General features: G+C 65.4%; 15 protein-coding genes and 5 tRNA genes. 3 read left to right on the top strand and 17 right to left on the bottom strand.

The window, feature by feature from the left end; all coding sequences use genetic code 11:
- Nucleotides 1-227 precede the first annotated feature (227 nt).
- From ABGB08_RS36790 to ABGB08_RS36775, 4 genes are all read right to left on the bottom strand, one after another.
- A complete protein-coding gene (locus ABGB08_RS36790; protein WP_347600380.1) occupies nt 228-470 on the bottom strand; it encodes a hypothetical protein in 243 nt (80 codons plus the stop codon).
- 559 nt (nt 471-1029) lie between these two features.
- Nucleotides 1030-1512: a hypothetical protein gene (locus ABGB08_RS36785; RefSeq protein ID WP_347600377.1), complete on the bottom strand. Its 483-nt coding sequence runs from the start codon at nt 1510-1512 to the stop codon at nt 1030-1032.
- A 305-nt stretch (nt 1513-1817) separates the two neighbouring features.
- Nucleotides 1818-3173, bottom strand: coding sequence for a PEP/pyruvate-binding domain-containing protein (locus ABGB08_RS36780; protein ID WP_347600374.1), 1356 nt, complete (start codon nt 3171-3173; stop codon nt 1818-1820).
- Nucleotides 3170-3874, bottom strand: a complete 705-nt coding sequence (locus ABGB08_RS36775; RefSeq protein WP_347600370.1) for a transcriptional regulator — start codon at nt 3872-3874, stop codon at nt 3170-3172. The genes ABGB08_RS36780 and ABGB08_RS36775 overlap by 4 nt, the downstream gene beginning before the upstream one ends.
- Nucleotides 3875-4023: 149 nt before the next feature.
- On the opposite strand from ABGB08_RS36775, the gene ABGB08_RS36770 reads away from it, so the two are divergent.
- The gene (locus ABGB08_RS36770) at nt 4024-5193 is read left to right on the top strand and encodes a low temperature requirement protein A (protein WP_347600367.1); all 1170 of its coding nucleotides are present in this window, start codon (nt 4024-4026) and stop codon (nt 5191-5193) included.
- Between the two features lie 72 nt (nt 5194-5265).
- Here ABGB08_RS36770 and ABGB08_RS36765 read toward each other — a convergent pair whose 3' ends face one another.
- The 6 genes from ABGB08_RS36765 to ABGB08_RS36740 form a co-directional block, all read right to left on the bottom strand.
- Complete coding sequence (locus tag ABGB08_RS36765; protein ID WP_347600364.1) at nt 5266-5916, bottom strand: hypothetical protein; 651 nt, start codon at nt 5914-5916, stop codon at nt 5266-5268.
- 131 nt (nt 5917-6047) lie between these two features.
- Complete coding sequence (locus tag ABGB08_RS36760; protein WP_347600361.1) at nt 6048-6644, bottom strand: hypothetical protein; 597 nt, start codon at nt 6642-6644, stop codon at nt 6048-6050.
- Between the two features lie 610 nt (nt 6645-7254).
- Entirely contained in the window at nt 7255-7653 is a 399-nt protein-coding gene (locus ABGB08_RS36755) for a hypothetical protein (RefSeq protein WP_347600358.1), read from the bottom strand.
- A 96-nt stretch (nt 7654-7749) separates the two neighbouring features.
- Nucleotides 7750-8907, bottom strand: a complete 1158-nt coding sequence (locus ABGB08_RS36750) for a hypothetical protein (protein ID WP_347600355.1) — start codon at nt 8905-8907, stop codon at nt 7750-7752.
- Nucleotides 8908-8909: 2 nt separating this feature from the next.
- Entirely contained in the window at nt 8910-9653 is a 744-nt protein-coding gene (locus ABGB08_RS36745) for an MBL fold metallo-hydrolase (RefSeq protein WP_347600352.1), read from the bottom strand.
- A gap of 49 nt (nt 9654-9702) precedes the next feature.
- On the bottom strand, nt 9703-10347 hold the full coding sequence (locus ABGB08_RS36740) for a TetR family transcriptional regulator (RefSeq protein ID WP_347600349.1): 645 nt from the start codon (nt 10345-10347) through the stop codon (nt 9703-9705).
- A gap of 165 nt (nt 10348-10512) precedes the next feature.
- Here ABGB08_RS36740 and ABGB08_RS36735 point away from each other — a divergent pair, with 165 nt between their 5' ends.
- Nucleotides 10513-10962 (top strand): MarR family winged helix-turn-helix transcriptional regulator, encoded by a 450-nt coding sequence (locus ABGB08_RS36735; protein ID WP_347600346.1) that lies wholly within the window; start codon nt 10513-10515, stop codon nt 10960-10962.
- Between the two features lie 82 nt (nt 10963-11044).
- On the opposite strand, the gene ABGB08_RS36730 is transcribed toward ABGB08_RS36735, so the two are convergent.
- Nucleotides 11045-12007, bottom strand: coding sequence for a YafY family protein (locus ABGB08_RS36730; protein WP_347600343.1), 963 nt, complete (start codon nt 12005-12007; stop codon nt 11045-11047).
- A 64-nt stretch (nt 12008-12071) separates the two neighbouring features.
- Between ABGB08_RS36730 and ABGB08_RS36725 the strand changes: the two genes are divergently transcribed.
- Nucleotides 12072-13205, top strand: coding sequence for an epoxide hydrolase family protein (locus tag ABGB08_RS36725; RefSeq protein WP_347600340.1), 1134 nt, complete (start codon nt 12072-12074; stop codon nt 13203-13205).
- A gap of 24 nt (nt 13206-13229) precedes the next feature.
- Here ABGB08_RS36725 and ABGB08_RS36720 read toward each other — a convergent pair.
- The 6 genes from ABGB08_RS36720 to ABGB08_RS36695 form a co-directional block, all read right to left on the bottom strand.
- A tRNA-Glu gene (locus tag ABGB08_RS36720) sits at nt 13230-13303 on the bottom strand.
- A 10-nt stretch (nt 13304-13313) separates the two neighbouring features.
- Nucleotides 13314-13390: transfer RNA gene (locus ABGB08_RS36715), tRNA-Glu, on the bottom strand.
- A 10-nt stretch (nt 13391-13400) separates the two neighbouring features.
- Nucleotides 13401-13490, bottom strand: a tRNA-Ser gene (locus tag ABGB08_RS36710).
- Between the two features lie 11 nt (nt 13491-13501).
- Nucleotides 13502-13575: transfer RNA gene (locus tag ABGB08_RS36705), tRNA-Leu, on the bottom strand.
- A 10-nt stretch (nt 13576-13585) separates the two neighbouring features.
- Nucleotides 13586-13659: transfer RNA gene (locus tag ABGB08_RS36700), tRNA-Leu, on the bottom strand.
- A 362-nt stretch (nt 13660-14021) separates the two neighbouring features.
- Nucleotides 14022-14654 (bottom strand): hypothetical protein, encoded by a 633-nt coding sequence (locus ABGB08_RS36695; protein WP_347600454.1) that lies wholly within the window; start codon nt 14652-14654, stop codon nt 14022-14024.
- Nucleotides 14655-14726: the final 72 nt, after the last annotated feature.

Genomic DNA, 14726 nt, shown 5'->3' with positions numbered 1-14726 from the left:
GTTCCCGGTCGCTTGACGCATGCACCGACGGCCCCCAAGGGCGCTCCGAAGATGACGCTGGTAATCCACCACACGGGCGGTTCGGACGCGTACCAGGGGAAGTCCCCGCCGCTACGGATGGTGTCCACAACGCTGTAGGCGGCCGTAGCAGCAAGCAGGGCCAGCGCACCAGCGGCAGCACCCTGCGCCAGTTCCGCGCGACGGCTCTCCACGCCGCGTGTGACCAGCTATCCCACGGCAATCGCCAATCCCGCCCACGCCCAGCCGGAGTCGAGCAGCGTGCTCATGATTTCCGCGACTGACCACCCGCTGGTGGTGTACGTACGGCTTTCTAAGTCGGCATAGCCGTGAGAGATAGCGTTCACTAGGGACGTCGCGGCGCCGAATCCCGCTCCGGCAGCCAGGGCTTTTGCCAGGATCTCCACGAGGCGGGCCACCCGCGAGCGGTCATGCCGCTGATTGCCGGTCACGATGCCTTCCTACCGCACGGATCATGCTGCGCAGCAGGGTCAAGCCTGTTCTAGCGGGTCCCGGTTCTGTAATCGGCACCCAGGACCATGGATAACGTCTCGCGGGGCGCGGCCCAGCCTGCTTGCCCTCGCTGCAACGGTTTACGTGGAGCTCGGGCGTAAGAAGACCGCGGCTCTGGTGGAGGGACTCAGTTCGGAGGGAGAGCGGGTGCGGGAGTCGTAAGGACAGTCCCTCCAGCCGCCGAGCTGCCCATACGTGGCTCAAGGTGAGCGACCAACTGAGTGACAACGGAAGCGAACACATGGGAACGTCATCGAACCGTGAGGCACCTTAGGGCGAGCTCAATGGCCCATAGCGCGTACGTGGCCTCGCGTCGAAGGGGGTCTGGGGTTCAAATCCCCATAGCTCCACTGTGACAGCCAACCGCCCTGTTCCCGATCAAGGAACAGGGCGGTTGCGTTATTGATCAGCCGGGACGAGCGCTCCGTCGTCATCTTCCGCCGTTGCCGGCCACGCCGTCTGCTCGTTGATCTCCATGGCGATCGCGGCGGCGGCGGCTCAGTTGAAGGGGTTGTCGTAGGTGCCGCTGCTCTTGGTGCGCGTCCTGTACCCGCTGCTGCTGAACCAGCCGGCGGTCACGTCGAAGCGGAGGTTGTAGACGGCGCTGCCGACGTTGACCTCGGCGCTGTACAGGGCCACCTGCTGGCACCCGGTAGCCGAGGTGGAACCGGTCCAGACCGGGTAGTTCGTGGCCGAGCCGTTGACGATGATGAGGAAGGACGGCTGGGGGTAGGCGCCGCTCTGCCAGCACAGGCTCAGCGAGTAGCGGTACTTCGTGTTGGAATCATCGAACGCGACGGTCCCTTCTAGGCGGGCCAGCTGCATCCCGGAGCCGTCGTTGGCGATCACCTGCACATAGACCGGCTGATCCGCGCCGTACGTGGCATGGGCGGGAGTGGCGGGCAGGAAGGTGACGGCCAATGCCGTGATGGCGAGTGCGATCGACGTCGTCAGGCGACGTCCCCACGAGCGTTCGGTCAATTCACACCTCATCAATTCAGGAGTGAGGGAACGCCCGGAGGTTATATATAAGATCTTGAACCGTCCAGCATGGCGATTTGGGGGCCAACCCCAAAAGCACCTCACGTATCATTGGCCAAGCTATTCTTGTAGCGACCAGGGAAGAGAAGGAGATGCGGTCCGTGGAACTCCGGCGTGGCCGCTGAAAGTTTCACCTCATTACACCGGTCAGGCAGCCGTTCCGGCTGAGGCGTGCTTTCCCGCTGCGGTCCCGCGACGCGGTATTCCAGTAAGCGGAGTTCCACCCAGGACAGCGGAACTGGCCATCATTCTGGCTTCCGACGTGCCTTTGTCAGAGACAGGGCAATGTGGGCCGCCCTGAGACGGTCGGGCCCGGGGCGTTCCGAGGTGTCGCCTGAAATGTCGTCCGCCCATCCGAGGAGTCGGCGGACATGAGATTCGGCTGTGGACGTCGTGATGGTGGCCTCTCCCACAACCACATCGCCGCTGGTCCCGTCGATGGAGATGAGGGTGCCCTCCTCGATCGTACGATCGCCTGCTCGTACCGAATCCGCCCCCACGACCAGCCCGGCGACTCCGACCACGGCGGGTTTGCCCATCGCGCGGGCGACCACCGCCGCGTGGCTGGCCGGGCCTCCTCGGGCGGTGACGATTCCGGCGGCGGCTGCGATGCCACGCATGTCGAGAGGGGACGTCTCCGGACGTACCAGCACCACCGGACCCTTGGCAGCCATCCGGACCGCCGCATCGGTGCTGGTCGCGACCATTCCGACCGCCACTCCCGGGCAGGCGCCCAGACCCCGGGCCAGTACGTCGGCAGCCAGGACGATTCGGGGCGTTCGCACCTGCTGGAGATCCTTCGGAGAGACCCTCAGCAGGGCTTCCTCCCGTCCGATGACGCCGTCGTCGGCCAGGTCGGTCGCCACCCGTACGGCAGCGGCGCCGGTGAACCGGCCAGGACGAACCTGGAGAAGCCACAACTCGCCGGTTTCGAAGGTGAACTCCAGGTAGCACGCGTCGCGGTAGTGCGATTCGACGCGGTCCATCGCGTGCAGCAACCCGGTCCACACCTTCGGTTCCCGAGCGGTCAGGTCGGGCAAGGGGAGGGGCAGTTCCCGGCCCGAGACGACCGCGTCGCCTTGGCGGCCGAACAGGACATCGCCGAACGGAACGGGCTCGCCCGTGTTGGGGTTCCGGGTGAAGGCGACGCCGGTTCCGCTGTGGTGGTCGCGGTCGCCGTACACCATCGCCTGAATTGTCACAGCGGTGCCGAGATCGTGGGGGATGCCGTGAAGTTCGCGATAAGTCCTCGCCCGGGGAGTGTTCCACGAGGAGAACACCTCGGTGACCGCCTTCTTCAAGGGCTCGATCGAGTCGACGGTCAGGTTGAGAATTGTCGTCATCATGCCGGGCATCGACACGCTCGCGCCGGATCGTACCGACACCTGTCCGCCGGGCAGGTCGGCGACAGCGGTCGTGAGTTCGTCGGCCAGGCCCTCGGGCAGGCGTCCGTCGCGGAGGTACGCGCGGCAGGCCTCGGTCCCGATGACAAATCCGGCGGGTACGGCCAGCCCAAGCCGCCCCAACACGACGAGCCCGTGAGCCTTGCCCCCGAGAACCTCGGCCGGCTCGTCGGACGAAAGGGAATGAATCCACCTCATCGTGGGATGCCCAGCGTGACCAGCAGATCTTCGTGAAGCTGGAACCAGATGACGTGATAGGACGCCATGTCGTCCGTCACATACTCCAGCTCGCCCGACCTGACCCGCGCCAGGGCCTCAGCGAGACGGACGCGATACCTCCCGAATCGGGGTAAGGCCGCCGACAGGGCGGCGCAGACGACCTCGGCCCGCCGGTCAAAGTCGACCAGCACCGCCAGAACGCGGGCGTCATAGGCCGCGTCGGTGTGATCGTTCAGGGTGCCCGAACGCATCTGCCAGGCCCCGCAGAGATCGAGCAACTCCGTGTTCAGCGGCAGAAAGCGGTCAAATGCTTCGGCCACAGCGACCTTGGCCCCGGCGGCGTCCAGTTCGTCTGCGACCCAAGCGGCGTGGGAGCTCCGGCCCGTCGGCGTGATGCTCCAGCCGCCGAAATCGCCTGGTTCGTACGTGACGAGACCGGCCACGGCGAGGTCGATCAGCTCCGACTGGACATCGGACTCGCCGAGCCCGGCCGCCCCGGCCACCCGGGACAGGGTGGCGAAACCCATGCAGCGAAGTGCGTGGAGAACCAGAACCGCGATCACCCCATCGGCGCCAAGGTCGACCGCACGGCCGGTGACCTGGTCGAACAGGCCGGGCGGAGGGTCCCAGGCGTCGGCGCTCGGCCGGGCCCCTTGAGGCCATGAGGATACTCTCAACATCTGGATGTTATGAACATCCCAAATGAAGACGGCACAGAACCGCCCAAATCCGGTGGTCAGGTGATCCTCTGGCATGATTACATGATTACGTCATCTGCCACCGAGTCCCGAGGGTGGCCTACCAGCCGCAGCCATGAAAGGTCCCTGACATGCGGCTTCCCGCGTGGTTCGCCGAACCGGCCGAACAGGTCACCCCCGAGCCCGAATTACGTGTCTCCACCCTTGAGCTCTTCTTCGATCTGGTCTTCGTCTTCACCATCACCCAGTTGACGCACGTGCTGGTCGTCGGCCTGGAAGCACCCGAACCCGGGCACCGGGCGGTGACCATCGGCGAGAGCGCCCTCCAGGTTTTGCTGGTGTTCGGGGTGATGTGGTGGATGTACTCCGGGTACGTCTGGCTGCTCAACTCCGTTCCCCCGGTACGGCCGGCTCGGCGGGTGCTCGTGCTGCTGGGGATGACCGGGTTTCTCCTTATGGCGCTCGCGATCCCCACCACGTTCGAGGGCGGCGGGCTGGCCTTCGCCGTCGGATATCTGCTGCTCATCGTGGTTCACGGTGCGCTCTATCTCCAGGCGACCAAGGCGATCGTGCGCGTGGTGCCGTTCAACCTGGCGGCCACGGTGCTCATTGGTGTGGCCTCCTTCCTGGAGGCGCCGTACACCTATCTGCCGTGGGCGGCGGCGCTGGTGTTGCTGTGGGGCAGCCCGTATTTCATCGGTCAGAAGGGCTTCACTCTCCGGGCATCGCACGTGGTTGAGCGGCACGGCCTGTTGGTGATCGTCGTACTCGGTGAGTCGATGCTCGCGATCGGAATCGGCGCCGCTGACCTGGAAGTCGACCTGGGTCTCGGGGTCGCGGGGGCGCTCGGGCTGTGCCTGGCGGCGTGTCTGTGGTGGACCTACTTCGGCGGAGACGACGAGGTGGCGGCCGAACACGCCCTGGCGTCAGCGGAACCCGTCCAGCGGACTCGGATGATCCTGGGCGCCTACTTTTACGGACACATTCCGATCCTGCTGGGGGTCATCGCCGTGTCCGGCGGGATCAAGAAGGTCATCGGGCACCCCCTCGACCCACTCAAGCCATCGGCGGCGATCATGCTCTCGGCGGGTGTGGCCCTCTATCTGGCCGGCGACTTCTGGTTCCGCCGGGTGCTGGCGCTACGCCAGGCCCAGGTCAGGAGCCTGGTAGCGATCGCCGCGCTCGTGGCTACGGCGATCGGACTGTGGTCGGCGATGGCGCAACTCGCGGTCCTGGTACTGATCCTGGTCACCATGCTCGCCGTCGAACACCGACATACGGCAGCGGCCACAGCCCCTTGATCACGGCGCTGTCGACTCCGCAAACGCTTTGAGGCCCAGAATTCGGCCGGTCTACGCCACGGGAAGCACTGCCTACCCTTCCGATCTCTCTTTGAGTCTCTTGATCTCATCAAGGAGGGCGGCATGCACCTGCTGCCGGTCATAGCCGCGCATCACGACTTCCAAGGCGACTTCTTGCAGCTCATCGCTGGTGATCTCGTTTGCTTCGACCCTTGCCCAGAGTGCATCCACCTGGTGGCGGCGGTAGCCTCGAATGGCCACATCAAAGAGCTTGGCTCCCATCAGGCGAGTCGCCCTTTCTCTGCGGCGGGCATGGGCCGGTTTCTTCGGGTTCTCCTGCCGATTGCACTGGACGACGGCCGCCGTGTCACCTTCGGAGTCTTCGTCGCGGTCGGCTCGCAGGCGTACGAGAAAGCGCGCGAGGCAGCAGGTGATGATTAGAAGTATTTGCAGCTCACTTACTCCGGCCTGCTGGCCAACGCGATCGAGCCATGGGGGAACGAACTTCTGGGAGCTGAAGTTGATGTGGCCGTCCTTGACCCGCGTCAGATGGCTTATGTCGTGGGAAGCGAACACCAGGCGCTCGCCCGTGTCCTTCAGGAGCAGTGGCCTGCTTCCGACGTTCTCGGAGCCCGCGCTGGCTCTGCGTGACAACGGAGACGATTCGGTTTCCGCGGGATCCCAACCTGTGTACATGGCTACGACGAACCCGCCGTCGCTCATGCTGTTGAATCAGACGGCATCGGAGTTGCCGCACTCGTTCTCCCGAATTGGCCCTTGATCGTCGTCGTAAGGGTTCTTCACCGGGCCTTCGCCGCCAGCCTGTTCATAGAAGTCCGGGTGAGCGAACCCGTTCAAGGGCTTGCACAGCACGTTGGAAAGTTTGTTGTTCCCGGCCGCGAGAAACCAGTGTCGCAGCGGGCCGTTTGGTGTATCCCGCCAAATTCGTAGCGATCCTTCACATACGACATGACGAGTTCTACCGGGCCCTTTCGACCCTTGGGTCGCACAGCATAGACGAACCGGTACTCGACGGCGACATAAAGTTTGCGGTTGCCCGCATCGACTGCTGATATTGCTGACATGGAACCTTGAACCTTGATGATGGGACCCACCAGATCTACGATTCCCGGGGCGAAACTCATAACCTCGTAGCGGGTGCTTTTTTCCTGGACCAGGCCTTGCAGGAACCATGCGCGCTGCTCGGGGTCGAGGAGGTTGGCGTAGGCATCGGGGTGGCCGCCGAGCAGAGTTGAGCGATCGAGGTAGGCGGCCTCTAGCAACTCTTTGGCGGTCTTGTAGGCTTCGGCGACGTCCTGGAATGAGAAGCCCTCGACGGGCATGGCCCCTGGGATCACGATCCCATCCGCACCGTCGGCGAACTTCTCTGACGGAGAGCCCGCAAAGGGCCGATCCGCGTCGATCGCCCGGCCCTCGATCAGGGTCTCCACAACACCGCAACTTGTCAGCAAGCCAAGAGAAATAACACATGCCGTCAGGCGCCACGATAACGATCTACCTAACATGTGACGAGACGGTAGATCGGCTATATTGCTGCTCAACGCAATATCAGTGGCCGAGACATGAACGTTCGTTCCTGCGTTGCCGTGCCTGGTCTTGACGGGGCAATTAGCGGTTGGAAGTCGGGGCTCGCGTCCGCCGTGTGCGCGTCGACCGGCGTGCCGGGATGATTCTTTGGGTGAACGGCGCCTGCACTCCATTGCCCAGGATCCCTCCGGCAAGATCTGGATCTTGTCGTTTCAGGGTTCCTGAGTTCTCGCGAAACACCACAAGATCGCCATCGTTGTCGGTACGCGGGCTGACGTGCACAGCGATTCGCCCCGGCGATGTCGATCGAGGCCGATCATCGAAGCAGTCTGACCGCCGTGCGCGAGGATGGATGCGATCGTGGCTGCGCACTCCATGCCACATCGGCGTGAACGCGGTCGAAGTCCGAGGCAACTCAGGAAAGATCGATGACGAGACCGGACGTAGCGATGCCGACGAGCCGCGAAGACGCGACTCAGGGTGAGCGACCAACTGAGTGACGACGGGAACCGATCAGGAGCCGGTGGGCAAGGCGAACGGATCTTCAGGCAGGAAGCAGCCGTAGTCCTGCAACGGTATCGGATCGTTGAGTACGATCTGCTGGAGTTCGCCCGCCGGGGATAGGCCGTCCGGGCGGTCCAGGACACGTCGGCCTGGAGGCAACCCACCGCGGCCGATCAGCATCTCGGGCGCATCAGCCGCCAGCCGCCCGAGCCGGTCCAGCAGGATACCGACCGCGTCATACACATCTGCGACGCTCTCGGCCGCGGCCTCCTCGCTGACGTCAGGGTGAAGATCACGATATGCCGCCCGCGCCGCCGCCATGAAACGCGCTGGATCCACGATCACAACGTCCTGGCGCGTCCGGACGCTGATCGTCATGCCCGCTCTTGGATGCATCTGCTCGTCCACTGTCTGAAAGTAGCCCGCCCAGGGGCTGGACTTCCTGGGAAACGATCACTGCCTGCTCGTGGAGCAGGGACATCGTGCCCTGGCGGGATGCTGGTGTCAGTCCCGCAGTCGCTCGACGGTGATCACTCGGGCGGCCTCCGCCTGGGTCGCCGCGCGGACCTCGGCGAAGTCATTTTCGTTGCGCAGGATGGTGACGATCCCGGTGAGCAGCGTGTTCTGGCGGATGCGGTCACGAACGATGACCTGTCGGTCAACCGACAGCACGTCGGCATAGGCGTTCTCGTCCTTGGCCCACACCCAGGCGCGGCCGCTGAACCCGGGCTCGGGCCCAATCAGAACAGTACGCACGCTGGACGCCTCCAACTGAAGCATGGGTACGCCGTGCGGGTTCAACTCCCTGCCGATGCGCATGCTCACGCGCAACTGCGTGGCGTAGTCCTCAAGCTGTGACTGCGACCAGGAGCCAATGTTCCTGGGCAGGTTGCCGAGCATGTCGATGCGCAGGTCACCTAGCGTCTCCTCAAGGCGCTGGGCGAAGTCGAGCGTTTCTTGGGGGACAAGGATGCGGCCTGCGGCTTCGCGGCTCGGGACACGCTCCATGCCACGCATGGGAGGGGAGGGCCGGGTCACCAGGGTCGGGGGCTCGGGTTCAGGCAGCGGGTGCAGCGCGGGCCACTGCTCAGGCCGCGGTACGGCGGAGCCGGGCTCCAGCGGAAGGATTTCCCGCATCCTGGCGGCGACCTGGCCGCCTGCCTCCGATTCGGCGCGCAGGGCCGGGCCGGCGGCATCGGCTAGCGGCCAGAACCGCAGCAGCCAGGACTCCTCGACGGCTTCCGTGACGGTCTCGTCGTAGTCGGCCGGTTGGGTGCGGACAGGACCGGCGTAGGCGCGCAGGCCGTACACGAAGAACGGCGGGCCCAGCAGCAGCATCTGCCTTGACGGGCTGTGCATGAGGCCGCACAGGTACACGATGCCTCCAGGGCTCAGGTAGCGGACCTGCCCAGCCTCGGTCCACGGCTTGCCGGGTGCGGGGGGCTCGGTGTCCCATGCCTCCATCCGCACGTGCGCCCTCCTCGCCCATGCCTGGCTTTTGATGCCGACCTGCCCCAGGGCGATCTGGTCGGGCTCGGCCAGCAGTGCGCCGGCCTCGGTCTCCGGGTCGGCATCGTGGCCGAGGTCGGATCCATCGAACAGGTTAAAGCGGCCGCAGGAGATCGGTACCTCGTCCTCGACGCCGCGAATCATCTCGGCCATGCTCAGGAAAGATCCATGACGAGACCGGACGTGGCGATGCCGATCTCGCCGTCGTATTCGGCGCTGGCGGCGGCTTGCGCGGCTGTGGGGTCTGTGCCTGGCTGCAGGTGAGTCAGTAACAGGTGTCGCGCGTCGGCTTTCTTGGCTTGGCGGCCTGCCTGGCGAGCGCTTGACAGGTGGCGTCGCGAATCCTCCGGGACCCGGTCCACGTAGGTGGCCTCGGCCAGGAGCAGGTCCGCGCCGCGCGCCAGGTCCACCACGTCGGGGCTCGGGCCGGTGTCACCTGTGTACGCGAGTACTCGGTCGCCCGCTGTCAGCCGTACGCCGGAATTGGGCACCGAGTGCGGCAGCAGACGGGTTTGCGCGCGGAACGGGCCGATGTCGAGCCGGTCGCCGGCGGTGAACTCGTGCAGGACGTAGGCGTCGGTCAGCATTCCCGGGCGGTCCAGTGCGAGTACCGCATCCAGGGCGCCGGGCAGCGAGTACACCGGCAATGGCGACGGCGGGTCAGCACGCAATGTACGCGCCCGCAACAGCGGGTTCAGGTCGGCGCAGTGATCGGGATGCCCGTGACTGATGAACACCGCGTCGACCTGATCGGCGGTGACCCGTTCCAGCAGCCGCGGCACCGTCGCATATCCAGGGTCGAGGAGCAGCCTGAACCCATCGTGCTCCACGAGGTAACCGCTGCAGGCCTGGCCCGCCCCCGGCCATGCACCGCATCCGCCAAGGATTGTCAGCAGCATCCGTGAACTCTAACGGCCCAGGCTCACCAAGCCTCGGCGGGCGTTTGCGTCAGCTTTCTGTCTGGGCGGACAGTTCCAGGCTGGCGGGGATGGTCTGGAAGGCGTGTTCGACGCTTTCCAGGAGGGACTGGCGTCCGCCCTGGCCGCCGGTGCGGACCCAGGCGCGGGCGGCGATGGTCCAGGCGGTGGTGGTGAGTTCTGCCAGCACCTGAGGTCGAAGGTCTCCGAGCGGCAGTTCGAGCCTGTCGGCAAGCAGGTCGCCGATCTGCTGCTGGATGTCGGCACGGTGGTGTGCTGCGTACGCCATCAGGGTCGGCGCGGTCAGTACGAGCCGGCGGGTGGCGACATAGCGGTCCGGCCAATCCGCATCGAGTCCGGTGACGACCCCGCACAGGATGTCCTTCATCTCGGTGAGGATGACGCCCGACAGAGTGTGGTCCCGCAGCGCGGTCAGGTAGGCCGACCACAGCTCGACTTCGGCTTCGATGGCGGCGGCTTCCTTGGCCGGGAATGTACGGAAAAAGGTGCTCTTGGACACCTCCACCTCGTCGACCAGCTCCTCCAGCGTGGTCGCATCGAAGCCCTTCTCGGTGAACATGCGCAGCGCGGCATCGGCCAGCGCCCGACGGGTGCGCAGCTTCTTGCGTTCCCGCAGCGGCAGTGAACGGTCAGCGGCCGAGGAGACGGATGCCATGTCAACACCCTAGCGTCACAAGCCCCAGCCCCTATAGGGGCTTGGCGTCTTTTAATTCATATTGCCAAATGGCACTCAGTATCAGTATGGTCCGGTTGTGATGAGGCGTGGCTTCACCTGCACCACAAGACGACATGCCACTCGACCTCTGACGAAGGAGCAATCATGTCCACCACCCCGATCCTCAACGGCCAGGTCCTCGGCCAGGCCCATTACGCCACCCGGGCCGTCCTGGAACGCGAACTGGCCCGCATCCGGACGTCCTTCCAGCAATCAGTCGCGCTCAACGCCGTGGCGAACAACGGTGGGGTCGTCGGCCGCGACTGGCTCCTCGACCGGATGACCAGCACACTGAAGATCGACGAATCGGCTGCGTTGGAAACACTCACCGAACTGACCGACGCCGGATTGGTGGAGGTCCTGCCCGACGAGCAACCGCGCGTACACCTCACCAAGGCCGGTCAGGCACTGCAACACCAGATCAGCGACGCGGTCGCCGACATCACCGCCCGGCTGTACGCGGACATCCCGGCCGAGAACATGGCCGTCGCAGGCCACGTGCTGACCCTTGTCACCCAGCGGGCCAACGCCGAACTGGCGGCGACCAAGAGGTAGTGGCACACGAGGCCGGTGCCGCCATCGCCGGGGTACGGCGTAGAGCGTCACCCGCGCCTACGGCCTGAGGGCTGGCCGCGCCCTACATATCCCCGGCGGCGCGAGTGGCGCGGCCGCCCAGCGCACGCAGATACTCCACCAACTCTGGCGGCTCGTGCACGTCGAACTCGCAGCCGAGCATGAGCAGGCGCGACGCCAGCCACTCCAGGGTGTCGGCAGATCCACGCAGGCGGCAACTGTGCTGATCGATCACCTCGACCTCGCCCGCAGCGGCGCCGAGCCATCGCGTGACCTGGTCGGCCGGAAGGCCCAGGGTCGCCACCACCTCATAAGTCGGTGCGAGCGAGTACAGCTTGCTGGTGATGAACGCGGCCGCGTCCTGCTCGGGCGGCACGCGGGGCGGAACCCGTACGCCGGTCGCCCGCGGATCGCTGATCCGATCGGCGCGAAAGATCCGCCAGTCGTCGCGGTCATTGTCGTACGCCAGCAGATACCAGCGGCGTCCGGCCGCCACCAGACGGTACGGCTCGGCCAGACGCCTGGTCGGGGTACCGTCGCCCGCCCGGTAGGAGAAGCGCAGCCTTTCCCGATTGGCGGCGGCCCCCGCGAGCACCACCAGGTCCCGCGGGTCGAGGTTCGGCTCGCTCCCGGTCAGCATGGAAACGGTGGCGGCGCCGAGCGCGCCGACCCGGTGCCGCAGCCGGGACGGCAGCACCTGCTCCAGCTTGGCCAAGGCCCGTACGGACGCCTCCTCGATGCCCTCCACCGGATGCGAGGCCGCGGTGCGCAGGCCCACCGCGATGGCCACCGCCTCATCGTCGTCCAGCAGCAACGGCGGCATGGCCTTGCCTGCGGCGAGCCGGTAGCCACCTACCGGACCCATCGTCCCCTGCACCGGATAACCCAGCTCGCGCAGCCGGTCGATATCCCGGCGGATCGTCCGGGGACTCACCCCCAGCCGCTCGGCCAACTCGCTGCCAGGCCAGTCACGCGGGGTCTGCAGCATCGACAACAGCTTGAGCAGCCGCGCAGAGGTATCGCTCACGAAACCATCATGCACGTCCATATAGGACGAAAACTGGCCTACATAGCCCCTACCGTCGGATCTCATGAGCATGAGTACCGAGAAGTTCTCTATCCACATCCCCCACGACGACCTGCACGACCTGAACGATCGACTTGCTCGAACCCGCTGGCCCCGGCAGCTGCCCGGCGAGGGATGGAGCCGCGGCGTCCCCGTCAGCTATCTCAAGGAGCTGGCCGACTACTGGCGTGACGGCTACGACTGGCGCAGGCACGAGGCGCGGCTGAACGAGTTCCCCCAGTTCGTGACCGAGATCGACGGCCAGGACATCCACTTCCTGCACGTCCGCTCCACCGAGCCCGGCGCGCTGCCGCTCGTCCTGACGCACGGCTGGCCGAACTCCTTCGTAGAGTTCACCGACATCATCGGCCGCCTCACCGACCCCTCAGCGCACGGCGCGGACCCCTCCCAGGCGTTCCACGTCGTCGTACCCTCGGTTCCGGGATTCGGCTTCTCCGCGCCGCCACGCGGCACCGGCTGGACCGCCACGCGCGTGGCGCGGCTCTGGGCCGAGCTGATGCGGCGGCTCGGCTACGACCGCTACGGCGCCCAGGGCGGTGACTTCGGCGCGTACGTCGCCCCGGAGCTGGCCAGAGCCGCTCCCGACCAGGTGGTCGGCGTGTACGTCGTCAGCGGCCTCGGCTTCCCCACCGAGAAGGACGTCCCGGAAATGAACGATGACGAACGAGCGGCCTACACACAGCTCATGCAACAGGACTGGATGAACGGCGTGAACCACCACGCACTGCTGCGCGCGGCGCCCCAGACCTTCGCCTACGGCTGGCACGACTCCCCGGTCGCGGCCCTGGCCTGGATGACGCAGAAGTTCCACGAGTTCAACGCCAGCGGCAGACCACTGGAGCAGGCGATCGACCGTGACCTGTTCCTGACCAACGTGAGCCTGTACTGGTTCACCGGGACGTTCGGATCCTCGGCCTGGCCGTATTACGACAGCACCGGCTCCGGCTGGCCGGAAGGGCAGACCGCCGTGCCGACCGGCGTCTACAGCGGACCGCCTGGCATCCGCCGACTCGCCGAACGCCACAACACCATCGTGCACTGGCCGGAGGACAACCCCGCCGGCCACCATTTCATCGCCATGGACCAACCTGATCACTTCGCCGCCGACATGCGCGAGTTCTTCGCCAAGGTCCGCTGACTTCCACGTGTGGAGCGCTGGAGGTACCCCGTACCGGATTCGAACCGGCGTTCTCCCGGGTGAAAGCCGGGCGTCCTGAACCGCTAGACCAACGGGGCGCGACAATGCTGGTAGCCCGTACCGGATTCGAACCGGTGATCTCCTGAGTGAGAGTCAGGTGTCCTGACCAGCTAGACCAACGGGCCTTGTCGTGAGCGGAGGGGGCGAGGGTCGAACTCGCACGCGCTCGAAAGCGCCAACAGTTTTCGGGACTGCGGCCGTCGCCATCTGTCGGCTGGCCCCTCCATGGATTTTCGTGCCGCCCCGGGGATTCGAACCCCGACGTCCCGTGTCCTGAGCACGGTGCCTCCTGCCGTTGGGCTAGAGCGGCCTGTTCCGCGTACGTCCGGCGGGATTCGAACCCGCGACCTCCGGCACCTCGGGCCGGCGCCTCTGCCATTTGGGCTACGGACGTCTGGAATTTCTCCGCTATTGAGTTTTAGGCATGCGCATACCAGATCACGTCATTTAAGGAAGTGCGGGAAAAGAAAAAGCCGCCGGGTGTCCCTGGCGGCCTCGCGGCGATCTCTTGTGGGTTTACCAGGAAGACCGCCGGAGCCGCAGCACGAGCGCGCGCAGAGATCGCGCGTCCAGTGAACGCAGACTGCGCGCCTGTTCCAGCTGGTAGCTCACGACTGTCATCCTTCCCTGCCTTCGCCCGAGCGTCTTGCTCGTGTTATCCAGAACGGTAGCCGCGCGGCTCGCCGGGCGCTACATATTTACGGGCGAAAGTCAGGGAAGGAATCGGCTCTAACCTTCGAGTAGCACCGGCGCAGTTTAGAGTGTGCCGTTTTCTATGGCTGTCTTGAGACCTGCTTGCGTGGCCTGATGTGAGGCGACGCCGTTGGTCACGGTGAAGTCGATCAGGAGGATGCTGGCCTCGAAGGTGAGGTGTTCGGTTACTCGGGTCGTGCCGTTTCCGAGGTCGGTGAAGATGATTTTCTGGTGGGTGACGACGTTGGGGAGGGTCCAGGTGTCGGTCTCGTAGTAGAACGCGTTGCGGTGAATTCGCTGCTGGGCGTGGGTTTTGCTGCTGATGGGGATGCCGGCTACGACGGGGATGTCCTCGATCGCGGTGAAGTTGATGTAGCGGACGTCGTTCTCGGTCCAGTCGGCGTGGGTTACCACTCGTTTGAGAAACGAGTGCATGCCGATGTGGTTGTTGATGTTGGAGTAGGCGTCGAAGACGTGTGCGATGGGGGCGTTGATGTCGATCGCGATGTCGCGGGTGACCTGGCTTCGCCCGGTCCAGGGCAGGGGCGCGGTAAGGATCTCGTAGAACCGGTACGTGTCCCACGCGAGCTGCCACGATGCAGCGAGTTGCGCATCCGTCTCGGCGCGGGCAGGGGTGGATAATCCGGTCAGGAGCAGGGCCATCGCCACGACGGGAGCCGTGAGGAATCGCAGCATTCTCTTCACAGGTACCTCAAAGGTGAGGGTTGTACGGGTTCCAACCTTCTACCCTATGTAGGAGCACTTGAG

This window comes from Acrocarpospora sp. B8E8 (assembly GCF_039871605.1).
GTDB lineage: Bacteria > Actinomycetota > Actinomycetes > Streptosporangiales > Streptosporangiaceae > Acrocarpospora > Acrocarpospora macrocephala.
The sequence above is the reverse complement of the archived record's forward strand: the minus strand, read 5'-3'. Positions and strand labels throughout refer to the sequence as shown.